26 protein-coding genes and 2 pseudogenes are annotated in these 26545 nt (G+C 65.7%); 17 read left to right on the top strand and 11 right to left on the bottom strand.

Annotated features, from left to right (window positions below; translation table 11 throughout):
- The 3 genes and pseudogenes from ACIIOY_RS22970 to ACIIOY_RS22960 form a co-directional block, all read left to right on the top strand.
- Positions 1–174: pseudogene (locus ACIIOY_RS22970) on the top strand (GntR family transcriptional regulator); the annotation flags it as partial.
- 2 nt (positions 175–176) lie between these two features.
- Positions 177–959 carry a pyrroline-5-carboxylate reductase gene (locus ACIIOY_RS22965; RefSeq protein ID WP_411036997.1) on the top strand — a complete coding sequence of 261 codons (783 nt, stop codon included), beginning with the start codon at positions 177–179 and terminating at the stop codon, positions 957–959.
- A gap of 128 nt (positions 960–1087) precedes the next feature.
- A complete protein-coding gene (locus ACIIOY_RS22960; RefSeq protein ID WP_411036996.1) occupies positions 1088–1483 on the top strand; it encodes a hypothetical protein in 396 nt (131 codons plus the stop codon).
- Positions 1484–1531: 48 nt separating this feature from the next.
- Here ACIIOY_RS22960 and uxuA read toward each other — a convergent pair whose 3' ends face one another.
- Positions 1532–2719, bottom strand: a complete 1188-nt coding sequence (gene uxuA, locus ACIIOY_RS22955; protein WP_411036995.1) for a mannonate dehydratase — start codon at positions 2717–2719, stop codon at positions 1532–1534.
- Between the two features lie 57 nt (positions 2720–2776).
- The gene (locus tag ACIIOY_RS22950; RefSeq protein ID WP_411036994.1) at positions 2777–3499 is read right to left on the bottom strand and encodes a GntR family transcriptional regulator; all 723 of its coding nucleotides are present in this window, start codon (positions 3497–3499) and stop codon (positions 2777–2779) included.
- 88 nt (positions 3500–3587) lie between these two features.
- Here ACIIOY_RS22950 and uxaC point away from each other — a divergent pair, with 88 nt between their 5' ends.
- The 6 genes from uxaC to ACIIOY_RS22920 all read left to right on the top strand — a co-directional run bounded on the left by uxaC (position 3588) and on the right by ACIIOY_RS22920 (position 10636).
- Complete coding sequence (gene uxaC / locus ACIIOY_RS22945) at positions 3588–4988, top strand: glucuronate isomerase (RefSeq protein ID WP_411036993.1); 1401 nt, start codon at positions 3588–3590, stop codon at positions 4986–4988.
- A gap of 55 nt (positions 4989–5043) precedes the next feature.
- Entirely contained in the window at positions 5044–6219 is a 1176-nt protein-coding gene (locus tag ACIIOY_RS22940; protein ID WP_411036992.1) for an ABC transporter substrate-binding protein, read from the top strand.
- Between the two features lie 66 nt (positions 6220–6285).
- The gene (locus ACIIOY_RS22935) at positions 6286–7386 is read left to right on the top strand and encodes an ABC transporter ATP-binding protein (RefSeq protein ID WP_411036991.1); all 1101 of its coding nucleotides are present in this window, start codon (positions 6286–6288) and stop codon (positions 7384–7386) included.
- Complete coding sequence (locus ACIIOY_RS22930; protein ID WP_411036990.1) at positions 7383–8261, top strand: ABC transporter permease; 879 nt, start codon at positions 7383–7385, stop codon at positions 8259–8261. Before ACIIOY_RS22935 ends, ACIIOY_RS22930 begins: the two co-directional genes overlap by 4 nt.
- 51 nt (positions 8262–8312) lie before the next feature.
- Entirely contained in the window at positions 8313–9155 is an 843-nt protein-coding gene (locus tag ACIIOY_RS22925) for an ABC transporter permease (protein ID WP_411036989.1), read from the top strand.
- The gene (locus tag ACIIOY_RS22920; RefSeq protein WP_411036998.1) at positions 9155–10636 is read left to right on the top strand and encodes a mannitol dehydrogenase family protein; all 1482 of its coding nucleotides are present in this window, start codon (positions 9155–9157) and stop codon (positions 10634–10636) included. The genes ACIIOY_RS22925 and ACIIOY_RS22920 overlap by 1 nt, the downstream gene beginning before the upstream one ends.
- Here the strand turns inward: ACIIOY_RS22920 and ACIIOY_RS22915 are convergent, their stop codons facing one another.
- Positions 10637–11107: a TonB family protein gene (locus ACIIOY_RS22915; protein WP_411036988.1), complete on the bottom strand. Its 471-nt coding sequence runs from the start codon at positions 11105–11107 to the stop codon at positions 10637–10639. It abuts the gene before it with no gap.
- A 380-nt stretch (positions 11108–11487) separates the two neighbouring features.
- On the opposite strand from ACIIOY_RS22915, the gene ACIIOY_RS22910 reads away from it, so the two are divergent.
- On the top strand, positions 11488–11643 hold the full coding sequence (locus tag ACIIOY_RS22910; RefSeq protein ID WP_411036987.1) for a hypothetical protein: 156 nt from the start codon (positions 11488–11490) through the stop codon (positions 11641–11643).
- 84 nt (positions 11644–11727) lie between these two features.
- Here the strand turns inward: ACIIOY_RS22910 and ACIIOY_RS22905 are convergent.
- A pseudogene (locus tag ACIIOY_RS22905) lies at positions 11728–11814 on the bottom strand (transcriptional regulator); the annotation flags it as partial.
- Positions 11815–11877: 63 nt separating this feature from the next.
- Positions 11878–13914, bottom strand: coding sequence for an oxidoreductase (locus ACIIOY_RS22900; protein ID WP_411036986.1), 2037 nt, complete (start codon positions 13912–13914; stop codon positions 11878–11880).
- A gap of 146 nt (positions 13915–14060) precedes the next feature.
- On the opposite strand from ACIIOY_RS22900, the gene ACIIOY_RS22895 reads away from it, so the two are divergent.
- From ACIIOY_RS22895 to ACIIOY_RS22885, 3 genes are all read left to right on the top strand, one after another.
- Positions 14061–14690 (top strand): TetR/AcrR family transcriptional regulator, encoded by a 630-nt coding sequence (locus ACIIOY_RS22895; RefSeq protein ID WP_411036985.1) that lies wholly within the window; start codon positions 14061–14063, stop codon positions 14688–14690.
- Positions 14671–15498 (top strand): pyrroline-5-carboxylate reductase family protein, encoded by an 828-nt coding sequence (locus tag ACIIOY_RS22890; protein WP_411036984.1) that lies wholly within the window; start codon positions 14671–14673, stop codon positions 15496–15498. The genes ACIIOY_RS22895 and ACIIOY_RS22890 overlap by 20 nt, the downstream gene beginning before the upstream one ends.
- 67 nt (positions 15499–15565) lie before the next feature.
- Positions 15566–16567 carry an ABC transporter substrate-binding protein gene (locus ACIIOY_RS22885; protein WP_411036983.1) on the top strand — a complete coding sequence of 334 codons (1002 nt, stop codon included), beginning with the start codon at positions 15566–15568 and terminating at the stop codon, positions 16565–16567.
- Positions 16568–16653: 86 nt separating this feature from the next.
- On the opposite strand, the gene ACIIOY_RS22880 is transcribed toward ACIIOY_RS22885, so the two are convergent.
- Entirely contained in the window at positions 16654–17532 is an 879-nt protein-coding gene (locus ACIIOY_RS22880) for a LysR family transcriptional regulator (protein WP_411036982.1), read from the bottom strand.
- Positions 17533–17673: 141 nt separating this feature from the next.
- Between ACIIOY_RS22880 and ACIIOY_RS22875 the strand changes: the two genes are divergently transcribed.
- On the top strand, positions 17674–18912 hold the full coding sequence (locus tag ACIIOY_RS22875) for an aromatic ring-hydroxylating oxygenase subunit alpha (protein WP_411036981.1): 1239 nt from the start codon (positions 17674–17676) through the stop codon (positions 18910–18912).
- A 4-nt stretch (positions 18913–18916) separates the two neighbouring features.
- Positions 18917–19978 carry an FAD-binding oxidoreductase gene (locus tag ACIIOY_RS22870; RefSeq protein WP_411036980.1) on the top strand — a complete coding sequence of 354 codons (1062 nt, stop codon included), beginning with the start codon at positions 18917–18919 and terminating at the stop codon, positions 19976–19978.
- A gap of 62 nt (positions 19979–20040) precedes the next feature.
- Here the strand turns inward: ACIIOY_RS22870 and ACIIOY_RS22865 are convergent, their stop codons facing one another.
- The 5 genes from ACIIOY_RS22865 to ACIIOY_RS22845 form a co-directional block, all read right to left on the bottom strand.
- A complete protein-coding gene (locus ACIIOY_RS22865; RefSeq protein ID WP_411036979.1) occupies positions 20041–20775 on the bottom strand; it encodes an SDR family NAD(P)-dependent oxidoreductase in 735 nt (244 codons plus the stop codon).
- Positions 20772–21506 (bottom strand): SDR family NAD(P)-dependent oxidoreductase, encoded by a 735-nt coding sequence (locus tag ACIIOY_RS22860; protein WP_411036978.1) that lies wholly within the window; start codon positions 21504–21506, stop codon positions 20772–20774. Before ACIIOY_RS22860 ends, ACIIOY_RS22865 begins: the two co-directional genes overlap by 4 nt.
- A gap of 248 nt (positions 21507–21754) precedes the next feature.
- Positions 21755–22741, bottom strand: a complete 987-nt coding sequence (proX, locus tag ACIIOY_RS22855) for a glycine betaine/L-proline ABC transporter substrate-binding protein ProX (protein ID WP_411036977.1) — start codon at positions 22739–22741, stop codon at positions 21755–21757.
- Positions 22742–22769: 28 nt separating this feature from the next.
- Positions 22770–23705: an ABC transporter permease gene (locus ACIIOY_RS22850; protein WP_411036976.1), complete on the bottom strand. Its 936-nt coding sequence runs from the start codon at positions 23703–23705 to the stop codon at positions 22770–22772.
- Positions 23705–24793: a quaternary amine ABC transporter ATP-binding protein gene (locus ACIIOY_RS22845; RefSeq protein ID WP_411036975.1), complete on the bottom strand. Its 1089-nt coding sequence runs from the start codon at positions 24791–24793 to the stop codon at positions 23705–23707. Before ACIIOY_RS22845 ends, ACIIOY_RS22850 begins: the two co-directional genes overlap by 1 nt.
- A gap of 129 nt (positions 24794–24922) precedes the next feature.
- Here ACIIOY_RS22845 and ACIIOY_RS22840 point away from each other — a divergent pair, with 129 nt between their 5' ends.
- Together ACIIOY_RS22840 and ACIIOY_RS22835 are read left to right on the top strand one after the other, a co-directional pair.
- Positions 24923–25630, top strand: coding sequence for a GntR family transcriptional regulator (locus ACIIOY_RS22840; RefSeq protein WP_411036974.1), 708 nt, complete (start codon positions 24923–24925; stop codon positions 25628–25630).
- 9 nt (positions 25631–25639) lie between these two features.
- Entirely contained in the window at positions 25640–26545 is a 906-nt protein-coding gene (locus ACIIOY_RS22835) for a dihydrodipicolinate synthase family protein (RefSeq protein ID WP_411036973.1), read from the top strand.

Raw genomic sequence — 26545 nt, 5'->3', positions numbered from 1 at the left:
CTCCTGACCGACGAGCACGAACTGATGCTGGAGGCGATCCGGGCGAAGGACGTCGAGCTCGCCGACGAGCTGGCCCATGCCCACACACGGCAGTTCCAGGACAATTTCATCGCCTTCCTGCGCGAGAACTATACGACCGAGGTGTCCTTCGGCCGTCTTGCCGCGGCGGAATGACCATGTCCCTGCCCCGGAAGATCGGATTCATCGGAACCGGCGCCATCACCGACGCCATGGTGCGCGGCCTTCTTGCCGAGCCGGTGGCCGTGCCGCAGGTGATGGTGTCGCTGCGCAATGCGGAAACATCGGCCAGGCTCGCCGGCGACTTTCCGCCGGTGCTCGTCTCCGGCGACAACCAGGCGATCGTCGACGGATGCGATACGGTCGTGCTGGCGATCCGCCCGCAAATCGCCGAAGAGGTCGTCCGTCCCTTGCGTTTCCGGGATGGGCAGAAGGTGGTCAGCGTCGTCGCCGCGACGGGCCGGGACGCGCTGCTCGACTGGATCGGCGCGGACGTGCGCCTCACCCAGGCGATTCCGCTGCCCTTCGTCGCCGGACGGAAAGGCGTCACCGCCGTCTTCCCGCCGGATCCGGATACGGCTGCGCTCTTCAACGTGCTGGGAAACGCCGTCGAATGCGAAACGAAGGCGGAGTACGATCTCCTCGCCGCGGCGAGCGCCCTGATGGCGACGTACTTCGGCATCATGCACCGCACGACGGAATGGCTCGCCGGAAAAGGCCTGCCGGAAGAAAAGGGCCGCGCCTATCTCGCCCCTCTTTTCGCCGGCTTGTCCGAAACCGCCCTGTCGGCGTGGCGGGATACCGACTTCATCGAGTTCAGCCGCGAATTCGCCACCAAGGGCGGCCTGAACGAGCAGGTGTTCAAGGATTTCGAGGAGAACGGCGGATCGCGCGCGCTGACGGACGCGCTCGACCGGGTCCTGGAGCGCATCACCGGCTAGGCTATTCCTTGAGCGCCCGGCGCACAAAGCACGGTCCATCGCCGTCTGTGAAAGATACGTTTCGCAATTTGGCCATGCCGGCACGCCATGCTGGTTCTGCTGACACCGTCGCGAACGAGGAGATTGAAATGAAGGTTCAATCCGATCAGAGCAACCGCATGGCCATCTACGGCATTCCGGTTGCCATGGCTGCCATCTTTGCCATTATTCTTCATTTCATGGGGAATCCCGGCAACCTTATCTTCGTTAAGCTCGCGATCATCCCGCCGTACCTTCTGGCCGGACGCGCAACCTCTCTCCTCTTTCCCCTGTCGCAAGGAGGACGTCTCGACGGGCGGTTCTGGGAACGCCAATTCCTCGATGCGCTGCTGCTTGCCTGCTTCCTCACCGTCATGCTTTGGCAGCCCGACAGGAGTCTCGGCGAAATCGCCACCGGCGCCTTCTCGTTCATCCCGCTCTACGTCGGCCTCATGGCTTTGGCGTCTCTCGGCTTTGCCAGAATCGGCAAGCAGCGGGGATCATGAGATCACCGGTGCCGAGACCATAGCGATGCGCCTTCCCGACCGAATGCATTAGCTTGGCGGCGCACCGAGCGCATGGAGGATGCCGCGCAGTTCGGCAAGGCCGCGCAGGCGGCCGATCGCCGGATAGCCGGGGGTGACGGTCTTGCCGAGGTCGTCCAGCATGCGGTGGCCATGGTCCGACCGGAAGACGATCGTTTCGCCGGCAGTACGCCTGCGGTCCTCGGCGACGAGTTCCTTCAGCACGTCGACCATCGGGACGTCCCCTTCCAGATGGGCGCTCTCGTGGAAGCTGCGGCCATCGCCTTCGCGGGTGGTGGCGCGCAGGTGGGCGAAATGGATACGCGGGGCGAAGCGGCGGGCGATCGCCGGCAGGTCGTTGTCGGCGCGCACGCCGAGGCTGCCGGTGCACAGGCACATGCCGTTGGCTGGCGACGGCACGGCCGAAAAGAGCGCGGCATAATCTTCCGCCGTGGAGGCGATGCGCGGCAGGCCGAAGAGCGGGCGCGGCGGATCGTCGGGATGCAGCGTCAGCTTGACGCCGAACGCTTCGGCGGCCGGCGTCACGGCTTCGAGGAATTCCACGAGATGCTGGCGGAGCTTCTTGGCATCGATGCCCCGATAGGCTTCCAGCCGTTCGCGGAAGGCGGGAAGGGTGAGCGGGTCGGTGGTCGAGCCGGGCAGCGCCGAGGTGATGATGCGGGTGATCTCGTCGATCTCCACCGGCCGCATAGCGCCGAACACGGCTGCGGCGCGGTCCCGGTCTTCCCGGGAATAATCCGCTTCCGCGCCGGGCCGTTCGAGCACGAAGAGGTCGAAGGCGGCGAAGCGCTCGTGGTCGAAGCGCATCGCGGTCGCGCCGGTCGGGGTGACGAAGTCGAGCTCGGTGCGGGTCCAGTCGACCACCGGCATGAAATTGTAGCAGATGATGCCGATGCCGCAGGCCGCGACGGCTTCGAGACTCGCGATCCAGGCCTCGATCTCGGCCTTCGCGCCGGCGCCCTTGCGCTTGACCGCATCCGGGACGGGAATGCTTTCCACCACGGACCAGACGAGGGGCGTGCGGCCGGCCGGGGTCGTCTCGATCAGCGTCTTGCGCGCGCCGACGGCCGCTTCGGTCCAGGCCTCGCCGATCGGAACCTGGTGCAGGGCGGAGACGACGTTGGTCGCGCCGGCCTGGCGCACGTCGTCCAGCGTGACCGGCGAATCCGGCCCAAACCACCTCCAAGCCTGCCGCATCGTCCTTCGCCCTCCCGTTCCTTCTCGTATCGTTCGTTTCGGTGCCGGCCGGCCGGATCAGCGGAAATAGCCCGGATAGAGGAGCCGCAATTCGTCGATATCCGGGATGACGGCGCTGAGGTGGCGCATCATGGCCGCATGCGCGCCGGTTTTCTGATGGGCGGCGATCGCGTCGCGGATCGTCACATGTTCCTCGATCACGCTGTCCATGCGGCCGAGCGCAGGCAGCGTCAGCCGGCGGGCGCGGTCGATCTGCAGCTTCACCGTCTTCAGGAGGGCCCAGATGCCCGGATAGCCGGCAATCGCCGCGATCGCCTCGTGGAAGGCCTCGTCCTGCTCGTGGAACAGGGAGGCTTCGTCGAGGCCGGCATGCACGCGCTGGCGCGCGATGATGGCATCGAGCCGGGCGATGTCCCCGGCCGTGGCGACGGAGGCCGCCTGCTCCACCGTCGTCCCTTCCAGCGACTTGCGGATGACCACCGCCTCGGGAATGGCCGCAACGGGGATGCGCGACACGAAGGTTCCCGATTGCGGGAAGATCTCCACCAGCCCCGCCTCGGCAAGGCGCAGCAGCGCCTCGCGCACCGGCGTGCGGCTGACGCCGAACTCCTCCGAGATGCGCTTTTCCTGAAGCGCCGCGCCCGGCTTCATCTCCAGGGAGAGGATCGCGGCATGCAGCCGCTCGTAGATGGCGGAGGCCGTCGTCACCCGGCGCACCCGCACGCCGCCCGGCTCCGTGAACAGCGGCAGGGCGGTGCCCGAAGAGGTGGAAGGCGGCATGGAAAAATCCGTCGGTTGACTCGATGATGAATACTAGTATATCAATTATCGCCAGTTGCCAATACGCGATCGAGGAGGAGCGGCGGATATGGCATTGCATCCCGACCGGCTGCTGCCTGCCGAGCCGGGCGTCAGGGCGATCGCCCGGCGCCTTTACGACGGCGTGGCCGGCCTGCCGATCATCTCCCCGCACGGCCATACGGATCCGGCCTGGTATGCCGAGGATGCGGCGTTTCCCGATCCCGCCGCGCTCTTCATCACGCCGGACCACTACGCCACGCGCATGCTTTATTCGCAGGGCGTCAGCCTCGATGCCCTCGGCGTGGCGCGGCGCGACGGCACGCGTGCCGTTACGGACGGGCGCAGCATCTGGCGGCTCTTTGCCCAGCATTTCCATCTCTTCGCGGGCACGCCGACCCGGCTGTGGTTCGAGCATTCGCTCGATGCCGTCTTCGGCATTACCGAGCGCCTGTCGCTTCAAAACGCCGATGTGCTCTACGACCGGATCGCTGCGGCGATCGCCACGCCGGCGCTGCGCTCGCGCGCGCTTTACGACGCGTTCGGCATCGAGGCGATCGCCACCACGGACAGCGCGCTCGACGACCTTGCCCATCACGATGCGGTGCGCCGTTCGGGCTGGCATGGCCGCGTCGTGCCGACCTACCGCCCCGACGCGGTGGTGGATCCGGAAGCCTCGGGGTTTTCGGGCAATGTGGAGCGGCTGCTGGCGATCACCGGCGAGCCCGCCACCTGGGCCGGCTACCTTTCCGCCCACCGGGCGAGGCGCGCCTTCTTCAAGGCGCATGGCGCGACCGCCACCGACCACGGCCACCCCACCGCGCGCACCGAGAACCTGCCCGCGGATGCGGCCGCGGCGCTTTTCGGCAAGGTCCTCGCGGGGAAAGCGGACGCCGGCGAGGCCGAGGCGTTCCGCGGCCAGATGCTGACGGAGATGGCGCGCATGAGCCAGGACGACGGCCTCGTCATGCAGCTCCACCCCGGCTCCTTCCGCAACCACAATCCCTCGCTCTTTGCCGCCTTCGGGCCGGACAAGGGCGCCGATATTCCCAAGGCGACCGACTACGTGCAGGCGCTGAAGCCGCTGCTCGACGCCGTCGGCAACGATGCCGGGCTGACGCTCGTCCTCTTCACGCTGGACGAGAGCGCCTATTCGCGCGAACTCGCGCCGCTGGCCGGGCACTATCCGGCGCTCCGGCTCGGACCCGCCTGGTGGTTCTTCGACAGTCCCGACGGCATGCGCCGCTTCCGCGAGACGACCACGGAGACCTGCGGCTTCTACAACACCGTCGGCTTCAACGACGACACGCGCGCCTACCTGTCGATCCCCGCGCGGCACGACATGGCCCGGCGCGTGGATTGCGCCTATCTCGCCCGCCTCGTCGCCGACCACCGCCTCGACGAGGAGGAGGCACACGGTCTGGCGCAGGAGCTCGCCTATGGGCTCGCCAAGCGGGCCTATCGCCTGTGAGACGGAGAATGCCGGATGCCCGGGAGACGGCCGGCCAACGATGGAGGAGACCGAAATGCACATAACACGCAGGACATTCGTCGGCGGCGTCGCCGGCATGGCGGGCCTCGGCCTGCTGCCCGGCCGCGGCCTTGCGCAGCTTGCCGCCCCGGCCAATCCCCTCACGATCACCATCGTCGACGTCGCGGGCAACCTCGCGCTGACGCAGGGCATGTTCGAGAACTACGCGGCGGCCAAGCCCGAATGGGTCTCGAACTTCGCCTTCACCAAGGCGCCGGCACCCGAGCTTCCGGCCAAGATCCAGGCGCAGCAGGCCGCCGGCCGCGTCGACATCGACCTCGTTCTGACCGGCACGGACGCGCTCTCCGCCGGCCTCGACCAGGACCTCTGGATCGACCTTTCCGCCCACAGGGCGAACCTTCCGGACCTGGAGAAGGTCCTCCTGCCGCAGGCCTTCAAGATGCAGGCGCTCGCCAGGGACCGCGGCATCGTCGTGACTTACTACCCCTCCGGGCCGCTGATCGAATACATGCCCGACCGCGTCGCCACCCCGCCGACGACGGCCGAAGAGCTCCTGGAATGGGCGAAGGCCAATCCGAACAAGTTCATGTATGCCCGGCCCGCCAATTCCGGGCCGGGCCGCACCTTCCTGATGGGCCTGCCCTATCTCCTCGGCGACAGCGATCCGCGCGATCCGGTCAACGGCTGGAGCAAGACCTGGGAATACCTGAAGGCGATCGGCGAGCACATCGAGTACTACGGCACCGGCACGACGCAGGTGATGAAGGAGCTCGGCGAGGGCACCCGCGACATCGTGGTGACGACGACCGGGTGGGACATCAACCCGCGCGTGCTCGGCATCGTGCCGGCCGAGGCGAAAGTCGGCACGCTCAAGGGCTTCCACTGGGTCACCGACGCCCACTATGCCGTCATCCCGAAGGGCGTTCCGGACGAGAAGGTCGCCGTCCTCCTCGACATCATCAACTTCGTCCTGCAGCCGCAGCAGCAGGCGATCGCCTATGACGAGGGGTATTTCTACCCCGGTCCGGCCGTCAAGGACGTGACGCTCGACATGGCGCCGCAGGCAAGCCAGGACGCGCTCGCCGAATTCGGCCGCCCCGAATACGACGACTGGATCGCCAACAACCCGCTGGAGGTTCCCCTGGAGCCCGCCCAGATCGTCGACGCCTTCCGCATCTGGGACGAGCAGATCGGCGCGGCCAAGGGCTGACGCGCTTTTCCCCGGCGCCCGCAACGCGCGGGCGCCGCATCGGCGTATCACGTTAAGGAGACGTTCTTGAACCAACCGGTTGAGACCGCAACGACAGCGACTTCCCCCCGGCAGGGCGCGCGGCTCGAACTCGACGGCCTGCGCCGCGCGTTCGGCGCTTACAACGCGCTCGACGGGATCGATCTTTCCATCGAGCCCGGCGAATTCATCGCCCTCCTCGGGCCGTCCGGCTGCGGCAAGTCGACGGCGCTCAACTGCGTGGCGGGCCTGCTGGCGCTCTCCGGCGGCGAGATCCGCCTCGGCGGCAGGCGCATCGACCATCTGGAACCGGAAAAGCGCGGCTTCGGCATGGTGTTCCAGAGCTACGCCCTCTTCCCGCACATGACGGTGCGCAAGAATGTCGGCTTCGGCCTGGCCATGCAGGGCGTGAAGGGCGCGGAGGCCGACCGGCGCGTCGACGAGGCGCTGGCGCTCGTCAGGCTCGGCTCGCAGGCGGAAAAGCTGCCCGGACAGCTTTCCGGCGGCCAGCAGCAGCGCGTGGCGATCGCGCGGGCCGTCGTCATCCGCCCGCCCGTCGTGCTGATGGACGAGCCCCTTTCCAACCTCGACGCCAAGCTGCGCCTGGAGATGCGCGCCGAAATCCGCAGCATCCACGACCAGATCGGCTCGACCACCATCTACGTCACCCACGACCAGGACGAGGCCCTGTCGCTCGCCGACCGCATCGTCGTGATGAGCCAGGGCCGCATCATGCAGATCGGCACGCCGGAAGACCTCTACCAGCGGCCGGACCATGTCGAGGTCGCCGATTTCATGGGCTTCCGTACCCGGCTTGCCGGCCGCGTCGTCGCGCTCGACGGCGAGGCGGCGCAGATCGAGGCGGCAGGCGCGCGGCTGGCGGGCATCGCGCGCGAAGCGCTGCGGCCGGGCGACGCCGCGGTGCTCTCGGTGCGGCCGGAGGATCTCGTCGCCGTCGAGGAGGGCGAGGGCATTCCCGCGACCGTGGCCAGCATGGAATATCGCGGCCGCGCCTTCTTCGGCATGGCGCATGCGGCCGACGGATCGGAGCTCTTCTTCCGCGCCGACCGGGCGCTGCCGCGCGGTGCGTCGGCAAGGCTCCGGCCCGTCGCCGGCCGGGCGCTCGTCTTCAGGGGAGAGGCGCAATGAGCGCGCCGCCGCTCCGCGCCCGGCTCGCCGCCCGCGGCCTCGACGGCACCACGCTGCTCGTGCTGCCGGGCGTGGCGGTCATGGCGGCTCTCTTCGTCTATCCCTTCCTTTACGGCATCGTCGATTCGCTCTCCCCGCGCGAGGGCGCCTGGTATGCGAACTACGTGCGCTTCTTCAGCGACCGTTTCCAGTACGGCACGATCGCCGCGACGCTGTGGCTGGCGCTGCCCGTCACCATCCTCAATCTCGCGCTTGCCGTGCCGATCGCCTTCCGCGTGCGGCTGATGCACCGGCAACGCCTGCTGACGACGATCCTCGTGCTGCCGGTGACCCTCGGCACCGTCTTCGTCGCGGACGGCCTGCTCACCTTCCTCGGCCCGCAGGGCTGGTTCAACCGGACGCTGATCCTCTTCGGAATCCTCGAAGGCCCGATCAAGCTCACCAACAACTACTGGGGCGTCTTCGCCTCGCTGCTGATCACCGGCTTTCCCTTCGCCTTCCTGCTGACGCTCTCCTATGTGACGGGCATCGACCCGGCCATCGAGCAGGCCGCCGCCACGCTCGGCGCGGGGCCGCGCAAGCGCTTCATGCGGGTCTTCCTGCCGCTTCTCGTGCCGGGGCTTGCCGTCACCTTCTGCCTCGCCTTCGTGCAGGCCTTCGCCGTGTTTCCGTCCGCCGTTCTCCTCGGCGCGCCGGCGGGGGCGACACGGGTGATCTCTATCGCCGCCTATCAGGCCGCCTTCGAGCAGTACGACCACTCGATGGGCACGGCCATCGCCATCATCATGGGCGGGGTCGAGCTCGTCATCGTCTTGGCGGTGCTGGGCCTGCGTTCCCTCTTCTACCGCGGCCCGGCCGGCGGCACGAAAGGATAGGGCGATGCGAGCTGCGATCCTCCCGGCATTCCCGTTCAGAAAGGACGAGCCATGATCCGCGACCAGGGCATAGGGTCCAAGCTGTGGCGTTTCGCCGTCTGGGCGGTGGCCGGCCTCTTCGTGCTCAACCTTCTCGCCGTCATGGCGGCGGTGGTGATCAACTCCTTCGCGACCCGCTGGCTCGGCACGTGGCTGCCTGTCGGCTGGACGACGCGCTGGTATTTCGACGCCTGGCGCGAATTCCAGCTGTCGAGCGTCGTCGTCGTCACCTTCCAGATCGTCTTCACGGTGGTGCTCATCTCCGGCATCGTCGGCGTCGTCACCGCCTATGCGCTGGCGCGGCGGGACTTTCCGGGCAAGCGGGCGATCATCCTGCTCTTCCTGTTGCCGCTCCTCATTCCGCCGCTCACCTACGGCATTCCGCTCGCCACCGTGCTCTACCAGGTCGGCCTCGGCGGCACCTTCTGGGGTGTGGTGTTCATAAACCTCGTGCCGTCCCTGCCCTTCGTCATCCTCGTCATGATCCCCTTCATCGAGCAGATCGACCCGCGCATCGAGGCGGCCGCGCGCGTCTTCGGCGCCGGCACGTGGAGCCTCTTCCTGCGCATCCTCCTGCCGCTGCTGCTTCCCGGCATGCTGGCGGCGCTGCTTCTCGTGCTCGTGCGCACCATCGCCATGTTCGAGCTCACCTTCCTTGTCGCCGGGCCGACGAGCCAGACGCTGGTCGTCTCGCTCTACTACGCCGTCTTCGCCTCCGGCGTGCGCGCCGGCCAGTCGATCGACGCCATGGCGGTGATCTACATGGTGACGACGCTGTTCTGGCTGGTGCTCGCCCTACAATTCGTCAGCCCGACGCAGATCGTCGCGCGCGCCAAGCAGCAGCAGGCCGCATGATGCGTCTTTCGCGACAGACACTCCCGCGCCTGCCCGCCGCCGTCAGCCGGCCGGACTACGATCCGGCGGCCGTCGCGGTCGGCATCGTCCATCTCGGCATCGGCGCCTTCCACCGCGCGCACCAGGCGGTCTTCACCGATGCTGTCCTTTCGGAAAACCCGGGCTGGGGCATCTGCGGCGTTTCGCTGCGCAGCCCGGAAACGCGCGACGCGCTCGCGCCGCAGGATGGGCTCTATACGCTAAAGGTCCAGGACGGTTCGGGCGAACGGCTCCGGGTGATCGGCAGCGTGGTCGAGTTCCTCTGCGCGCCGGAGGATCCGCAGGCCGTGCTCGCCCGCATGGCCGACCCGCGCACCCGCATCGTCTCGCTGACCGTCACGGAGAAGGGCTATTGCCACAATCCCGCGACGGGCACGCTCGACGAGAGCCACCCGGACGTCCTGCACGACATCGCCCATCCCGACCGTCCGCGCTCGGCCGTCGGCTTCATCGTCGAAGCGCTGGTGCGGCGCGCCCGCGCCGGCACGGCGCCGTTCACGCTGCTCTCCTGCGACAACCTGCCCGCAAACGGCCACGTGCTCGGCCGCGTCGTTACGCGCTTCGCGGCGCTGCGCGGCGCCGAGGCCGCTGCGGCCGTGCGGGACGTCGCGGCGCCCTCCACCATGATAGACCGCATCGTGCCGGCGACGACGGCCGAGGACCGCGCGGCGGTCGCCGCCGCCCTCAGCGTGGAGGATGCCTGGCCGGTGGTGACCGAGCCCTTCTGCCAGTGGGTCGTGGAGGACCGCTTCCCCCTCGGCCGGCCGGCCTGGGAAAAGGCGGGAGCCGTCTTCGTTACCGACGTGTCGGCCTTCGAGACGATGAAGCTGCGGCTCCTGAACGGCAGCCATTCCACGCTCGCCTATCTCGGTTATCTCGCAGGCGCCGAGACGGTGGCCGAGGCGATGGCGCTCCCCGGCATGGCGGAACTGATCGAGGGGCTGATGCGCGAGGAGGTATCGCCGACCCTGCCGCCGCTCGCAGGCTTCGATCTTGCCGCCTATTGCGAAGACCTTCTTTCCCGCTTCCGCAATCCGGCACTGCGCCACCGCACCTGGCAGATCGCCATGGACGGTTCGCAGAAGCTGCCGCAGCGCCTGCTCGGCACGATCCGGGACCGCCGCGCGGCGGGCGCCGCCTTCAACCGGCTGGCGCTGGGCGTCGCGGCCTGGATGCGCTATGCGCGCGGGTTCGACGAGAAAGGCCAGGCCATCGACGTGCGCGATCCGCACGCCGCCCGTATCGCCGGGCTGACCGGCCGCGTCACGGAACCGGCCGGCATCGTGGCCGCCTACCTGACCATGACCGACGTCTTCGGCGAGGACCTGGCGCAAGATGCGGCCTTCAGGGACGCCGTGACACGGGCGCTCGCCGATCTCATGCTGCACGGCGCCGCCGCAACGATCAGAAGCCGCCCGGCTCTTCCCCCGCATGCAGGATGATCAACGCGTACCCCCTTGAGAGCCGCCGCTCCCTCCCGTTTCGCCGGCGGCGCCGGACTCGCCCTCGACCGGTGTCGGGACCTCGAGATGCAGCACGATCGGCGCGACGAGCGATACAGGCGTTGCCTGCATGTCCGGAGTGAACGCGGGGAACGGCGATGCGAGTGCCGGCATGTCCATTGCGATCTTGTCCACGGCCGGGTCGCCCGAGGATTCGACGACGCGAACGTTCGACACATTGCCGTCGGGCGAGATCTGGAAGCCGATCTTCAGGTTGAAATCTCCATAAATGCCCTCAAGGCGGGCCCTGGAAACAACGACGGTGCTGCGTCGCTGGATTCGGGCTCCGACGGCCTTCGACCAGCTCTGCTTGTCGGTCGGGATGACCCTCGGGGCCTTGGCGTCTTGCGAAAAGGCCGGCGTCGAATGGAGAAACGCCAGGGCGACGGCGATGTGGAGATAGGGCTTCATGGCAGATCCTGCGATGGCTGGCTGGGACAGCTCGCCAAGGGCAGGAGGAGAAGGCGGTCGGTGAATCGGGCAGGGATCATTCCGGCATGCTTGGTGGAGTGCATCCGGGAGTCAACCCTAAAGGTTTGCCGTCCTCAAAGCCGGCCGTGTCCTGGATGGTGACGTTCTTGAGCATCAGAGGCCCGGCGGAGGGGGCGACGTCGAATCCCTCCAGCACACCGATCTGACGGAGTTACGTTGCGGAGCATGGCCGCCCGAAGGCGCTCCAGGATCTGGAGGCGCATCGGGCGCTAGTCTATGGCCGGGCCGGGTGCATCACAAACGGGAACCAATGCAACGCACAGCCATTGTGGTGTCTGCAATCGTAGGAGAATGAAGCGATGCCTGTCGCTCGCAGAACAAACATCATCGGCCTTTGCCTGATCGCGACGTTCGTCGCCATCTTCGGATCCATTCTCAGCATGGCGTTATTCTCGGAGGGCCAGGCGCCGGAATCGGTCAGCATCGATGCCGTTGCCCAAACTCCAACGGAGTGAATCACGCGCCTCGGCGCATGAGAGAACCGCCGCCTGGCGCCGGCTGCTCCTTCATCGATGTCTCGTCTGGCCGGGGAGCAGGGCCTAGAAGGCGAACAACGGCTTTTCCCCCGAGCGCATGGCGTGCCTGATGCCCGGCGGATTGTAGAGGGACCCGCCGATACCGGGCGCACTGATCGTATGCGGCAGAGGCTGCGTCGAGGAAATCCTGCAATCTGCCGTTTCGGGCCATCGTCATATATCCTTGGCGAGGCGCAGCGCGTCGTAGATGGCCGCGTGCGTGTTGCGGGCGGCGACCGCGTCGCCGATGCGGAAGAGCTGGTAGCTGCCGCCCGGATTGCGCTCGACGGTCTGCGGCGCGCCGGACAGCAGTGCGTCGTAGGAAACCTCTCCGAGATTCTTCGAGCCCGGCTTCAGCTCGAAATAAAGGTCGTCCAAAGGGATGGTGCCGTGGTTGACGACGATCTGATCGACCGTGCGCTGCCTGGCGACGCCGCCGTAATCGCTGCCGACGTGGGCGATGATCTGGTTGCCGCTCCGCTCCGCCGCTTCCAGCCGGTAAGTGACGGTGAAGGTCACGTCGAGCTTCTGCAATGAGCGCATGTAGGGGACGAGGTTCATCGCCATGACTTCCGGCGCGAAGGAGCGGTCCGGCGTCATGATCTCGACCCTGGCGCCCGCCTTGGCGAGGAATTCGGCCGCCTGGAGGCCGGCATGATCGCCGGCATCGTCGAAGACGAGCACGTTCGTGCCCGGCTTCACATCGCCCGAGATGATGTCCCAGGAGGAGACCACCAGATCGTTGCCCTTCGAAAGGACCTCGGTATGCGGCAGGCCGCCCGTCGCGATGATGACGACGTCCGGGTTCTCGGCGAGGACCGTGTCGGCCTCCGCCCAGGTGTTGAAATGGAAGGTGACGCCGAGCTTTTCGCACTGGCCCATGCGCCAGTCGATGATGCTAATCATTTCCCGCCGGCGCTCGCTCTGCGCCGTCAGCCGGATCTGGCCGCCCGGATCGTTCGCGGCTTCGAACACCACGACCTCGTGGCCGCGCTCGGCAGAAACCCTCGCGGCTTCAAGTCCGGCAGGTCCCGCGCCGACGATCGCCACCTTCTTGCGCACATCCGCCTTCGCGATCAGGTGCGGCATCGTCTCCTCGCGGCCGGTCGCCGCGTTGTGGATGCAGAACGCCAGCCCTCCCTGGTAGATGCGGTCCAGACAGTAGTTCGCGCCGACGCAGGGACGGATGTCGTCCTCGCGTCTTTCCATGATCTTGCGCACGATATGCGGGTCGGTCATGTGGGCGCGGGTCATGCCGACCATATCGACCTTGCCGGCGGCGATCGCATGGCGCGCCGTCGCCACATCCGGGATCTTGGCGGCGTGGAAGGTCGGGAAACGCGTCGCCGCGCGGATCTCGCCGGCAAAATCGAGATGCGGCGAGTTCGCCATGCCCTGGATCGGGATGACGTCCGTCAACCCGGGATCCGTGTCGATATGGCCGCGGATGACGTTCAGGTAGTCGATGAGCCCGCTTTCCTTGAGGCGGCGGGAGATTTCAAGGCCTTCGGCCTTTCCGGTCCCGCCGGGAAGACATTCGTCGGCCGTGTAGCGCACGCCGAGGATGAAGTCGTCGCCCACCCGTTCGCGCATGGCCTTGAACACGTCGAGACAGAAGCGCAGGCGGTTGTCGAGTGAACCGCCGTAGGGACCGTCCAGCTCGTTGGTCAGCGGCGAGGTGAACTGGTCGATGAGATGGCCGTAGGCCTCCAGTTCGACCCCGTCCATGCCGCCGGCCTTCATGCGCTCGGCCGCATCGGCAAAATCCTTGATGATGCGCTCGATGTCCCAGTCTTCGATCTTCTTGGGGAAGGCGCGATGCGCCGCTTCGCGATGATGGGAAGGAGCGACCACCGGCAGCCAGTCCCCCTTGTCCCAGCGCGTGCGGCGGCCGAGATGGGTGAGCTGGATCATGATCGCCGCGCCCTCTTCATGCACGGCGTCGGTCATCTCGCGGATCCACGGAACGATTTCGTCCTTGTAGGCAAGCAGGTTGTTAAAGACCGGCGGGCTGTCTTTCGAGACGGCCGCGGAGCCCGCCGTCATCGTCATCGCCACCCCGCCCTTCGCCCGCTCCACCGTATAGGCCCGGTAGCGGCCCTTCGGCATGCCGTCTTCGGGATAGGCGGGCTCGTGCGACGTCACGATGATGCGGTTGCGAAGGGTCAGATGCTTCAGCTGGAAGGGCTGAAGCAGGGGATCGTTCGACATGCGGCAGGCTCCGGTTTAAGGGACTTTGCCGCAACGGTAAGCGAAAATGTACACAAGTGTCAATAAGGTAAACATAAGGGTATTTTATGTTGACACCTATGTACATTTTTCTTGTCGCGGCGTGTCGGATTTGTTAGGAGATAATCATGGAACAGGCGATAAGCGACAGCGGCTGGCGGGGTTCTCCCGAGGGTTGGCTCGAGGCGGCCTACGAGGCCCTGCTCGAATCCGGGGTGGACTCGGTGAAGATCCTGCCGCTCGCAAAACGGCTCAACCTCTCCCGGACCAGTTTCTATTGGTTCTTCAAGGACCGGGAGGAACTGTTGAGTGCGCTCGTCTCGCGCTGGAGGGAGAAGAACACGGGCAACCTCGTGAAGCAGTCGGAAGCCTACGCGGAATCGCTTGCCGAAGCGATGCTGAACGTCTTCGACTGCTGGGTGAACAAGGAGCTGTTCGATTCCCAGTTCGAGTTTGCGGTCCGCAGCTGGGCGCTGCAATCGCCCGAGATTCTGGCCGAGGTGCAGCAGGCCGATCAGGTGAGGATGGAAGCCCTCTGCCGCATGTTCATGCGGTTCGGCTATGAGGAGGGTCCCGCGGACGTTCGCGCGCGAACGACCTACCTGGTCCAGATCGGATACATCTCGATGCAGTCCAAGGAGGACCTGGCGCTCCGCATGAAGCGCATCCCCGAATACATCGCGATCTATACCGGCCAGATCCCCCAGCAGAGGGAGCTCGACCGCTTCTTCGCGCGGCATGGCTACAAACCGGAGTGAGGGCAAGGTGGAAACAGGCAAGGGGTTGAGGATCGGCGTGATCGGCGGCGCCGGCTGGCTCGGCGGAGCCATCGCCGGAGCGTTGCTCGACACGCGCGTCGTCGAGCCTCAAGACCTGTCCCTTTCCTATCGCAGGGCACATCCGGGTCGCTTTCCGGGCGCCTTCTGGACATCGGACAACCAGGCCCTTGCCGATCGCTCGGACGTTATCATTCTCTCCGTCCGCCCGGCCGACTGGCCGGACCTGAAGGTCAATGCCGCGGGCAAGCTCGTCGTCTCCGTCATGGCGGGCATCCGGCTGGATGTGCTTTGCGAACGCCACCAGACCCGGCGCGTGGTGCGTTCCCTGCCGAATGCCTTCGCCGAGGTGCGCAAATCCTACACGCCATGGGTCGCCGCTGCCGATGCCGGCGAAGCGGACCGGGCTGTCGTACGGACGATCTTCGATGCCTGCGGCTTTCAGGATGAGGTTGGGACGGAAGGGGAGATCGACTACCTCACCGGCCTTACGGGCTCCGGCCCCGCCTTTCCGGCGCTGCTTGCCGAAGCGATGATGAGCGACGCCGTCGCACACGGCCTGGACCGCCAGGTCGCCCGGCGCGCGGTCAATGCGGTTCTCGTCGGCGCCGGCCGCCTGCTGGAACAGCGTGACGACTGTCCCACCGAGACGGTCAAGACGTTCCTCGACTATCGCGGCACCACGGCGGCCGCGATCGAGGAAATGATCAAGGCGGGCTTCGGCACCGCCGTTATGCGCGGACTGACCGCCGCATTCGAGAAATCGGTACGCATGGGAGAAACCTCCTAGCTCCGTCAGGGCGGGCTTTGCGGCGCCCCGCCCCTAGAACATCTGCCGCACAACAGAGGGAACAACAATGAAGAGCCTGCTTGCATCGACATGCCTGATCTTCGGCACTCTCGCCGTATCGTCTTCCGCCCATGCCGCAGACTGCGGAGACGTCACGATCGCCAGCATGAACTGGCAAAGCGCGGAAGTGATCTCCAACCTCGACAAGTTCATCCTCAACGCGGGTTATGGCTGCAACGCCGAGATCACCATCGGCGACACCGTTCCGACCATCACGTCGATGGCCGAGAAAGGCCAGCCCGACATCGCGCCCGAGGCCTGGATCGACCTGCTTCCCGATGTCGTCAAGAAGGGTACCGACGAAGGCAGGATCATCCAGGTCGGCTCCCCTCTTCCCGATGGCGGCATCCAGGGCTGGTGGATCCCGAAATACTTCGCCGACGCGCATCCCGACATCAAAACCATTCCGGACGTTCTGAAGCATCCCGAACTCTTCCCCGATCCGGAGGATCCGGGCAAAGGAGCGATCTACAACGGCCCGCAGGGCTGGGGCGGCACGGTCGTGACGGCACAGCTCTACAAGGCCTTCGAGGCCGAAAAGGCTGGCTGGACCCTCATCGACACCGGCTCCGCTGCCGGTCTGGACGGGGCGATCGCCAAGGCCTACGAGCGTGAGCAGCCCTGGGTCGGCTACTATTGGGCGCCGACCGCCCTTCTCGGCAAATACGAGATGGTGCAGCTGGAAGCGGGCGTGCCGTATGACGAAGCGGAATGGAAGCGCTGCAATACCGTCGCGGATTGCCCGGACCCCAAGCCGAGCGCCTGGCCTGTCGATACGATCGTGACGCTCGTTGCCAAGCCGTTCTCCGAAAAGGCCGGCCCGCAGGTCATGGACTATCTGAACAAGCGCTCCTTCAGCAACGACACCATCAACAAGCTGATGGCCTGGATGACCGACAACCAGGCGACCGGCGAGTTGGGCGCCAAGCATTTCCTTGAGGAAAATCCTGACATCTGGAAGCAGTGGGTCTCCTCCGAAGCCGCAGCCAAGATCGAGGCTGCCCTCTGACCGGTGTGCCTACGGCGTGCCAAGGCGCGCCGCAAGTATCGGCGCGATGCGCGGCGAGCACATCGCGCCGAATACCGGCCTTCGGCCTACGTGGTCCTGACAAGCCAATCGGCGAACAAGCGCGACTGAGCGGTCGCCTTCGCATGGATTTTCAGATGGAACGGCACAGGCGAGGCAACGGTCTCGGGCACGAGAGGCACGAGCCGCCCGGCGTCCATCACCCCTTTCACCAGCCCGTCCCAGCCCAGCACCGCTCCCACATCGTCTTGGGCGGCCTGAAGCGCGATCATGTAGTTGTTCACGTAGAAACTGCGGCCCTTCGGCGCCCCTCGCCCCAGCGCCTGAAACCAATCCGCCCAGGTCGTCCAGCCGTTCTCCTCGTTGCTCATGTGAATGAGCGGCACCTTGAGCAGGTCCTCGACGCTCGTGATGCGATACTGAGCGGCGAATGCTGACGTCCCCATCGCCACGATGCGGTCCTGAAAGAGGATGCGGTGCTCGACGCCGTTCTCGTCCGGGTCTCCATAGTGGATGCTCAGGTCGCAGGGACCGCTTACGCCGGGAACATCGCTGGTAATCTGGGAGACGGTGACGGCCGGATAGATTTTCCAGAAGGCGGAGATCTTCGGCGTGAGCCAGAGCGAACTCACCGCCGTCGTCGTGCGGATCGTCACGTCGACGGTTTCGCGGCGGTCGCGGATCTGCGCGACGGTATCCGATATCGCCTCGAAGCCACGCCGGATCGAGAGGAACAGGAAAGCCCCCTTCTCCGTCAGCTCGACGCCGCGGCTGCGACGGACGAAGAGGCTGCACCCGAGATCCGTCTCCAGCGCCTTTATCTGATGGCTGACGGCCGCCGGCGTCACGTTCATTTCCTGGGCGGCGTCCTTGAAGCTCGCCTTTCGCGCTGCGGCCTCGAAGCAGGCAAGGGCAGTCAGGGAAGGAAGATCATATGGCCGGGGCATGAGGCAGCCTTTAGAGTGTGCCCGATCGCAGGCTTTGGCATTAGTTCATCTAATCTCACATCAAAAAAAGTGCCGTTGTCAATTGGGTTTGCCGCAATAACAATTCTCCTCAGATGAACGTGTCGAATGTGGAGTCCTCCTATGACAGCCTTCTCGTCTTCCATCCATGACCTGCTGGCCCGCCGCATTCCAGGCCATGCCCTCGAACAGCCCTTCTACACCTCTCCAGCCATCTACGATCTCGATCTGGAGCATCTCTTCTACAAGGAATGGCTTTATGCCGTGCCGGCGTGCCAGCTTGCGAAGGCCGGAAGCTACGTCACGATGCGCGTCGGTGCCTATGAGGTGATCATCGTGCGCGGCCGCGATGGCGAAATCCGCGCCTTCCACAATTCCTGCCGCCACCGCGGCTCGCTGATCTGCAAGGCAAGGCAGGGACAGGTGGCCAAGCTCGTCTGTCCCTATCATCAATGGACCTACGAGCTCGACGGCAAGCTGCTCTGGGCAAACGACATGGGCCCGGATTTCGATGCCTCCAGGCACGGCCTCAAACCGGTCAACCTGCGCAACCTCGAAGGGCTGATCTATATCTGTCTGTCGCAGGCGCCGCCGGATTTCGAGGCCTTCGCGCAACTGGCCCGTCCCTATCTCGCGATCCACGACCTCAACGACGCCAAGGTCGCCCATACCTCGACCATCGTGGAAAAGGCGAACTGGAAGCTCGTGTGGGAGAACAATCGGGAATGCTATCACTGTAGCAGCAACCACCCTGCCCTTTGCCGTTCCTTTCCGCTCGACCCGAACGTCGCCGGCGTCTCGCCGGACGGATCGGTCTCGGACGTCCTCCAGGCCCATTTCGACCGCTGCGAGGCATCCGGCGCGCCCGCGCAGTTCAGGATTTCCGAAGACGGCCAATATCGCCTGGCGCGCATGCCCCTGCAGGAAAAGGCGCTGAGCTACACGATGGACGGCAAGGCCGCCGTGAGCAAGAACCTCGGCCGCGTGCGCCTGCCCGATGCGGGCACGCTCCTGAAGTTCCATTATCCGAGCACATGGAACCATTTCCTGCCCGATCATTCGCTGACCTTCCGGGTGACGCCGATCGGCCCGATGGAGACGGAAGTCACCACGACCTGGCTCGTGCACAAGGATGCCGTCGAAGGCGTCGACTACGATCTGAAGCGCCTGACCGAGGTCTGGATCGCCACCAACGACGAGGACCGTGAGATCGTCGAGACCAACCAGCAGGGCATTCTCTCACCCGGCTATGTCCCCGGCCCCTATTCGCCGAACCAGGAAAGCGGCGTCATCCAGTTCGTTGATTGGTATGCCACCTGGCTCGAACGGTCTCTGGTTCCGATGCGGCATGCCGCGGAGTAAGCGGATGAGCGCTTTCAGGAACCTTTCCTTCTGGACCGACGCGGAAATGCTCGAATGCGTCACGCGCACGCCGGAAGCGCCGAATGTCGTGACCTTCAGCTTCCAGAGCCCGTCGGGCGCGCTGTTCAACCACGATCCGGGGCAGTTCGTCACGCTGGAACTGCCCGTTCCCGGCGGGCCGCTCTACCGCACCTATACGATTTCATCCTCTCCTTCCCGGCCCACGGCCCTGACAGTCACCGTCAAGGCGCAGGCAGCCTCCCTCGGCACCCGCTGGATGCTGGACAACCTGCACAAGGGCATGCGCATCAGGGCGATCGGGCCGGCCGGCAAATTCTCGATCGTCCATCATCCGGCGGAAAAATACCTCTTCATCTCGGCCGGCTCAGGCATCACCCCGATGGTGGCCATGACCACATGGCTCTACGATTCCGGCCGGGAGCCGGACATCGTCTTCATCAACTGCGCGCGCCGCCCCTCCGACATCATCCTGCGCGACAGGATGGAGCTCATGGCCTCGCGCATCGTCGGCATCGACCTGAAATGGGTGGTGGAAGAACCGGACCCCTTCCGGTCCTGGACGGGCTACCGGGGCATGTTCAATCAGATCATGCTGGGCCTGATGGCGCAGGACTATCTCGACCGCGAGGTTTTCTGCTGCGGTCCGGAACCCTTCATGCGGGCGGTGCGCGAGGCGCTTGCCGGCCTCGGCTACGACATGAACCGCTATCATCAGGAAAGCTTCAGCGCCGAACCCGCCCATGCCGAAGACGTTTCCGAGGACGTGCTGCCCGATGCGCAGAACCAGGCAGAAATCGAGTTCGCATTCTCCGGCATCACGGCGAAATGCAACGAGACGGACACGATCCTGGCGGCTGCGAAGGCCGCAGGACTGGTGATCCCCTCCGGGTGTTCGATGGGCATCTGCGGCACCTGCAGGATTCGCAAGACCGAAGGCCAGGTCCATATGGTGCACAACGGAGGCATCACCGACGAGGACATCGAGGACAACTATATCCTCGCCTGCTGCTCCAAGCCCATCGGACGCGTGAGCGTGGAAGCCTGACGCCGAGGGTTTCACGGGTCCACCCGCCCTGTTGGCGCGGGAAGGTGGGCCTTCCGCTGCCGCTATGGAAGGCTGAGCTTCGCCATCCGCCCGCCGTCGACGGCCCAGACCTGCCCCGTGACGAAAGCGGCCTCGTCCGAGGCGAGCCACGCGACGAGGCTCGCCACCTCCTCGGGCTTCCCGGTGCGTCCGACGGGATGGATCTTGCCGATGGTCCGGCGGAAACCGTCCGGATCAGGCATGCTTTCGATGAAGTCTATATTGAGGTCCGTGTCGATCCAGCCGGGGGCAACCGCGTTGCAGCGCACGCCCTCGGCACCGTGGTCGACCGCCACCGCCCGCGTCAACCCGTGCAGGCCGGCCTTGGAGGCGCAGTAGGCCGCGTGCCTCGGGTTGGAGCCGAGGCCTTCGATCGAGCCGACATTGACGATGGCGCCGCCGGTCTTGCGCAGGGAGGGCAGCGCCGCCTTGATCAGCATGAAGGGCGAGGTGAGGTTGACGGCGAGCGTGCGCTCGAAGTCCGCAAGCGCCATGTCCTCGACGAAGGCTTCCTGCATGACGCCGGCATTGTTGACGAGCACATCGAGCCGTCCGGCTCGCGCCACCACCGCAGCAACCGCGCCGGCCGCGCTTGCCGGATCGGTGAAATCGGCGGGAATAGCCTCGAATTCCCGATCCTCGCCGCGCTGCGCGGTGAAGACACGCGCGCCCTCGCTACGGAACCTTCGGGCGATCGCCTGGCCGATGCCGCTCCGCCCGCCCGTTACCAGGGCTACCTTTCCATCGAATCGGGTCATCCTACCGGCTTTCCTCCGTTGACTTCGACCAGCGCGCCGCACATGTAGCGCGCGGCGTCCGAGACCAGGAACAGGACCACGTCGGCGATGTCCTCCGGCTCCGCGATGCGGCCGAGCGGCACGGTCTTGCCGAGTTCGGCGACGGCGGTGTCCGGATCGAAGCCGCGCTTGGCAAAGCCCGTGCGCAGCATGGGCGTGTTCACCTCGTTGGGGCACACCGCGTTCACACGGATGTTCTGGCGCGCGTGATCCATGCCCATGCACTGCGTCAGCGAGGCGACCGCCGCCTTGGTCATGCAGTAGACCGCGTGGTTCGGCCCCGGGCGGACGCCCCAGCACGACGAGACATTGACGATCGCGCCGCCGCCCGCATGCGCCAGGATCGGGATGGCGGCGCGGCAGACGCGGAAGGGCGCCTCGACATTGACGCCGACGGAGAGCGTCCAGTCGGCATCGGTCGTCTCCGTCACCGCACCGCGCGTGATGACGCCGGCATTGTTGACGACGATGTCGAGCGCGCCGAGCAGTTCGAAAGCAGCCCCGGGCAGGCCGTCGGCATAGGCCGGATCCAGCAGGTCGCCGGCAAGATGCGCCTCCGCCTCGATGCCGCAAACGTCCCGGTCCGCAACGGCGACGGTCGCTCCCTCGGCGCGCAACCGGCGCACGATCGCGGCGCCGATCCCGCCGGCAGCGCCCGTGACAAGTGCCGCCTTCCCCCGAAATCTTTCCATGGTTTCCTTCCGGATGTTGGGCCGGTTGTCAGTTGAGAACGGATCGCTGGCTGACCGGCGATCTGCCGAAATGATCGCGGTAGACCCGCGAGAAATGCGATGTCGAGGTAGCGTCCGATGCCGAGCCTTTTGGCAAGCTCGCAGCTCGTCAGCGGCGTTTCGAGATTCTCCTCGATCAGCCGGATCGCCTGGCATGATCCAGATACCCGGCAAGTTGCGGGCCGCCCGAGGGCGGCCCGCCTTTGAGATCATTTCGCTGCGTCGCGGGCTGCCGCCAGCCAGCTGTCGTATTCGGCCTGGTGGTCCTTGATCCAGGTATCGACATGCCGGTCGATGTCGGCCGAGTTCTTCTCGCCGTCGGCGATCTGCTTGTTCTCGGCCGAGATGTCGTTGATGTCGATCTTCGCGACCTCGAACAGCTTGGCCGCCGCCGGATTGGCCTTCAGGAAATCGTTGCGGGCGATGATGCGCAGGTTGTCGACCGCAAAGCCGAGGTTCTTGCCGCCGAACTCGGTATTGCCCGTGGCGCCGTCGGGCAGCGAGGTATAGGGCACGCTCAGCCACTCGACATCCTTGCCGGGAACCAGCGCACCCGAGACCCAATAGGGTGTCCAGGTGAAATAAAGCACCGGCTGGCCGTTCTTCACCCGGGCGATCGTGTCGGCGATGATGGCGTTGTATTCGCCCTGGTTGTGCGTGATCGTGTCGCGCAGGCCGTATTCGGTCAGCGCGTGCTCGATCACCCGCTCGCAACCCCAGCCGGGCACGCAGCCGGCGAGATCCGCCTTGCCGTCGCCGTCGGCATCGAACTTCTTGGCGACTTCAGGGTCCTTGAAATCGCCGAGGTTCTTGACCCCGGCGTCATAGCTCGCCTTGTCGACGAGATAACCCTGAAGCGCCCCCTCGACCAGCGTGCCGACCTTGCTCATGACGTCGGGCCCGCCCGCTTCCTTGAAGAAGGTATCGTGGAGCTGGTCCCAGCTGTTGGTGAAATAGTCGGCATCGCCCGTGCCGACAGCAAGATGCGCCGTCTGGGCGATGACCTCCTGCGGCTCGGCGACCGTATAGCCAAGGTCCTTCAACGCGCGGTCGACGATGCGCGCCTGGAACAGCTCCTCAAGCACCGGCTGCACGACGGGGCGGACGGTCACGCCTTCGCCCGGCTTGTCGTTGGCGAAGAGGGAGGTTGCGGAAAGCGACAGCACGAGAGCCGTCGTCACGGAAAGGAATTTCATATGCGTTCTCCTCTGAGGTTGGTTTTCTTTAGGCTTGCTTATGGAAGAGGTTCGCGACGAGCCCGACCGGCCCCGTCTGCCACCAGTGGCGATGCCCGCGCTCGCGCCCGGAGCGGCCGAGGCCCTGCGTGATGCGGTCGAGCACGATGGCGAGCATCACGATGCCGAGGCCGCCGACGATGGCCTTGCCGGCATCGAGGCGCCCCATGGCGCGCAGCACCTCGTTGCCGAGGCCCTTGACCGAGATCATCGAGGCGATGACCACCATGGAGAGCGAGAGCATGATCGTCTGGTTGAGGCCGGCAAGAATGGTGGGCGTCGCCAGCGGCAGCTCGACCTTGAAGAGGATCTGCCGGGGCGTGGCACCAAAGGCGCGCGCGGCCTCCACCACATTGGCGTTGACCGTGCGGATGCCGAGCGAGGTCAGGCGCACCAGCGGCGGCAGGGCGAAGACGATGGTGACGATGACGCCCGAGACGTTGCCGATGCCGATCATCATGACGACGGGCACCAGGTAGACGAAGGCCGGGATCGTCTGCATCGTATCGAGGACGGGGCGGATCGCCTGCTCGAAGCGGTCGCTCTTGCCGGCGAGAATACCGAGCGGCAGGCCGATCAGCACGCAGAGGATCACCGACGAGATCACGATGGCGAGCGTCGTCATCGCCAGCGCCCAGGCGGTCGGATCGAGCAGGCCGAGGACGATGAGGCAACAGAACACCAGCAGCGCCACGCGGCGGCCTGCGGCCTGCCAGGCGATCAGCGTCAGAAGGATCAGCATGACCAGGGGCGGCACGGCCTGGAGCGTGCTCTCGATCCGTACGATCACGCCCTCGAAGAACGTCTTCAGCGGCTGGATCAGAGAACGGTTCGCCATCGCCCAGCCCTTGATGCCGTCAGCCCATTCACCGATGCCGAGATCGATGGAGGTGAAGGGGTCGAGCCAATTGAAACCACTGTCCATCAGACGGCCTCCGCTTGCGGTTGGGTTGTCTCCTCGCGCCCCTGGATGCCGCGCAGCAAAACGCGTTTCGTGACGACGCCGACGGGCGCGCCGTCGGCGACGATCAGGATCGGATGGTCCGTTCCGACCGCCAGGTCCACGAGGGTGTTCAGCTTGTCGCCCGGGGCCGCGACCGGCCATCCCGTGGTATCGGCCATGCCGCCCGCCTGCCGATAGGACGCCAGCGGCTGCATGATGCGGGCCGCCGTCACCAGATCGAGCTTGGAAATGCCGCCGACGAATTCGGCGACGTAGTCGTCGGCCGGCTCGGTGACGATCTGCTCCGGCGTGCCGATCTGGACAAGCACGCCGTCCTTCATGATGGCGATGCGGTCGCCGATGCGGATGGCCTCCTCGAGGTCGTGCGTGATGAAGATCGTCGTCTTGTGCAGCTCGGCGGAGAGCTCCATGAAGGTGCCCTGCAACTGCCGGCGGATCAGCGGATCGAGCGCAGAGAAGGGCTCGTCCATGAGCAGGATCGTCGGGTCCGCCGCGATGGCGCGGGCGAGGCCGACACGCTGCTGCATGCCGCCGGACAGCTCGTCGGGATATTTGTGGTCCCAGCCGGTGAGCTCGACGGCCTCGATGGCCCTGCGGGCCACCTCGCGCCGCTTTTCCTCCGGCACGCCGCGCACTTCCAGCGCGAAGGCGACGTTGTCGCGCACATTGCGGTGCGGCATGAGGGCCATGTTCTGGAAGACCATGCCGATCTTCTCGGCCCGGACCGCCCGCAGTTCCTTGGCACCCATCTCGTTGACATTGCGTCCCTCGATGTAGACGGCGCCCTGCGTCGGCTCGATGAGCCGGTTGATATGGCGGATCAGCGTCGACTTGCCGGAGCCCGACAGGCCCATGATGCAGAAGATCTCGCCTCGCGCGACGGAGAAGGTGGCGTCGCGCACGCCCACGACGCAGTCGAGCCTGTCGCGGATATCCTCCTTGGTCAGGCCGCCCGCCTGAATGGCGCGTATCGCCTCCTTCGGATTGCCTCCGAAAACCTTCCAGATTCCCTCACAGCGGATCACTGCGTCTTGCGGCTGACTGGCCATTCACCCTCCTGTCCGACTTGTTGTCTTATTCTTCTTACAACACAAATTTTCATTGTAGACAATATGTCTTCTACTGCGCTACAAACATAATCAGATAAGATTGCGGCGCATGAACAGCGAGGAAGCACTATGAGCGGCGACGCAAAACGCAATAAATTGAATTGCTTGGAAGACCTGAAGCGGCGAATCCTCACCGAGGCGCTGGCGCCTGGCGTCTATCTCGACGAGATGGAGCTCGCGGACGAGTACGGGATTTCACGGCCGCCGCTGCGCGAAGTGCTGCGCCAGCTGGCCGGCGAAGGCTATGTGGTCCTGCACGAGAACCGCGGCACGCAGGTCTCCCCGATGACCCACAAGACGCTGCGCAACTTCTTCATCGTCGCACCGATGGTCTACGCCGCCATCGGGCGCCTTGCCGCACAGAACGCGACCCGCGCCCAGATCATGCGGCTCAAGGATACGCAGCTTCTCTTCCGCGCCGCCATCCGCGACGGCGACGGCGAGCAGCGTGCCCTGACGAACGAGCGCTTCCACTCGATCATGGGGGAGATGGCCGACAACGAGTTCCTGATGCCGAGTCTCAGGCGCCTGCTCATCGATCACACCCGGATCGGCATGATCTTCTACAGTCCGCGCAACGCGGAGATGGCCGACCAGCGCGCCATCGCGGCCGACCAGCACGACGAATTCATCGCGCTCATCGAAGCGGGAGACGCGGACGCCTGCGCGGATCTTGCCATCGCGCATTGGGAATTATCGCGCGCGCAGATCGAAAGCTTCGTCACGCCAGGCAGCATCTTCGCGCCTCTCGGCCGTCTCCCCAACAGCATAGGTTAGGAGGATTCCATGAACTTTGACGGCATCTACACGCCCGTCATAACGCCCCATCGCGACGACGGCTCGATCGACCGGGACGCGTTCGCCCGGATGATCGAGCATCTGATCGCCTCCGGCGTTCACGGCCTCATCAATGGGGGCTCGACCGGCGAATATTACGCCCAGTCGATGGACGAGCGCGTGGAGATGGCGAAGTTGGCGAAGGACGTCATCGGCGACCGCGTGCCGCTCGTCGTCGGCACCGTCGCCATCCGCCTGGAAGACTCCCTCATCATGGCCGAGACGGCGGCGAAGATCGGCGCATCCGCGATCCTGGTCGGTTCGCCGCCCTATTCGGTCCCCACCGAGCGGGAGAACGCGCTGAATGCCCTGGCGATCGACCGCGCCGCCGACCTGCCGATCATGCTCTACAACTATCCCGGCCGCATGGGCATCAACATGGGCGAGGAATTCCTCGATCGCGTCGGCCGCAGCCGGAATTTCCGCGCCATCAAGGAAAGCTCCGGCGACATCAACCGCGTGCATCTGCTCGCCCGCGACTATCCCCATATCCAGATGTCCTGCGGCATGGACGACCAGGCGCTGGAATTCTTCGCCTGGGGCGCGAGGAGCTGGGTCTGCGGCGGCTCCAACTTCCTGCCGAAGGAGCACATCGCGCTCTACAAGGCCTGCGTTCTCGACGGCAACTTTTCGAAGGGTCGCCGGATCATGTCGGCGCTGATGCCGCTGATGCGCGTGCTCGAACAGGGCGGCAAGTTCATCCAGTGCATCAAATACGGCTGCGAGATGGACGGCCTCGTCGCCGGCCCGCCGCGCCCGCCGCTCAAACCCTTGAACAAGGACGACATGCGGCAGCTGGAACAGGTGGTGCGTGTCCTGAAGCGCACGATCGCGGAAATCGAAGCGGAGGCGTGA

The sequence above is a fragment of the Shinella agrisoli genome, assembly GCF_046557955.1.
Classification (GTDB): Bacteria; Pseudomonadota; Alphaproteobacteria; order Rhizobiales; family Rhizobiaceae; genus Shinella.
The sequence above is the reverse complement of the archived record's forward strand: the minus strand, read 5'-3'. Positions and strand labels throughout refer to the sequence as shown.

Bases quoted from the DNA above. Each gene is read 5' to 3' on its own strand.
- ACIIOY_RS22965 (WP_411036997.1), top strand. From the start codon at position 177: ATGTCCCTGCCCCGGAAGATCGGATTCATCGGAACCGGCGCCATCACC.
- ACIIOY_RS22960 (WP_411036996.1), top strand. From the start codon at position 1,088: ATGAAGGTTCAATCCGATCAGAGCAACCGCATGGCCATCTACGGCATT.
- uxuA (WP_411036995.1), bottom strand. From the start codon at position 2,719: ATGCGGCAGGCTTGGAGGTGGTTTGGGCCGGATTCGCCGGTCACGCTG.
- ACIIOY_RS22950 (WP_411036994.1), bottom strand. From the start codon at position 3,499: ATGCCGCCTTCCACCTCTTCGGGCACCGCCCTGCCGCTGTTCACGGAG.
- uxaC (WP_411036993.1), top strand. From the start codon at position 3,588: ATGGCATTGCATCCCGACCGGCTGCTGCCTGCCGAGCCGGGCGTCAGG.
- ACIIOY_RS22940 (WP_411036992.1), top strand. From the start codon at position 5,044: ATGCACATAACACGCAGGACATTCGTCGGCGGCGTCGCCGGCATGGCG.
- ACIIOY_RS22930 (WP_411036990.1), top strand. From the start codon at position 7,383: ATGAGCGCGCCGCCGCTCCGCGCCCGGCTCGCCGCCCGCGGCCTCGAC.
- ACIIOY_RS22925 (WP_411036989.1), top strand. From the start codon at position 8,313: ATGATCCGCGACCAGGGCATAGGGTCCAAGCTGTGGCGTTTCGCCGTC.
- ACIIOY_RS22920 (WP_411036998.1), top strand. From the start codon at position 9,155: ATGCGTCTTTCGCGACAGACACTCCCGCGCCTGCCCGCCGCCGTCAGC.
- ACIIOY_RS22915 (WP_411036988.1), bottom strand. From the start codon at position 11,107: ATGAAGCCCTATCTCCACATCGCCGTCGCCCTGGCGTTTCTCCATTCG.
- ACIIOY_RS22910 (WP_411036987.1), top strand. From the start codon at position 11,488: ATGCCTGTCGCTCGCAGAACAAACATCATCGGCCTTTGCCTGATCGCG.
- ACIIOY_RS22900 (WP_411036986.1), bottom strand. From the start codon at position 13,914: ATGTCGAACGATCCCCTGCTTCAGCCCTTCCAGCTGAAGCATCTGACC.
- ACIIOY_RS22895 (WP_411036985.1), top strand. From the start codon at position 14,061: ATGGAACAGGCGATAAGCGACAGCGGCTGGCGGGGTTCTCCCGAGGGT.
- ACIIOY_RS22890 (WP_411036984.1), top strand. From the start codon at position 14,671: ATGGCTACAAACCGGAGTGAGGGCAAGGTGGAAACAGGCAAGGGGTTG.
- ACIIOY_RS22885 (WP_411036983.1), top strand. From the start codon at position 15,566: ATGAAGAGCCTGCTTGCATCGACATGCCTGATCTTCGGCACTCTCGCC.
- ACIIOY_RS22880 (WP_411036982.1), bottom strand. From the start codon at position 17,532: ATGCCCCGGCCATATGATCTTCCTTCCCTGACTGCCCTTGCCTGCTTC.
- ACIIOY_RS22875 (WP_411036981.1), top strand. From the start codon at position 17,674: ATGACAGCCTTCTCGTCTTCCATCCATGACCTGCTGGCCCGCCGCATT.
- ACIIOY_RS22870 (WP_411036980.1), top strand. From the start codon at position 18,917: ATGAGCGCTTTCAGGAACCTTTCCTTCTGGACCGACGCGGAAATGCTC.
- ACIIOY_RS22865 (WP_411036979.1), bottom strand. From the start codon at position 20,775: ATGACCCGATTCGATGGAAAGGTAGCCCTGGTAACGGGCGGGCGGAGC.
- ACIIOY_RS22860 (WP_411036978.1), bottom strand. From the start codon at position 21,506: ATGGAAAGATTTCGGGGGAAGGCGGCACTTGTCACGGGCGCTGCCGGC.
- proX (WP_411036977.1), bottom strand. From the start codon at position 22,741: ATGAAATTCCTTTCCGTGACGACGGCTCTCGTGCTGTCGCTTTCCGCA.
- ACIIOY_RS22850 (WP_411036976.1), bottom strand. From the start codon at position 23,705: ATGGACAGTGGTTTCAATTGGCTCGACCCCTTCACCTCCATCGATCTC.
- ACIIOY_RS22845 (WP_411036975.1), bottom strand. From the start codon at position 24,793: ATGGCCAGTCAGCCGCAAGACGCAGTGATCCGCTGTGAGGGAATCTGG.
- ACIIOY_RS22840 (WP_411036974.1), top strand. From the start codon at position 24,923: ATGAGCGGCGACGCAAAACGCAATAAATTGAATTGCTTGGAAGACCTG.
- ACIIOY_RS22835 (WP_411036973.1), top strand. From the start codon at position 25,640: ATGAACTTTGACGGCATCTACACGCCCGTCATAACGCCCCATCGCGAC.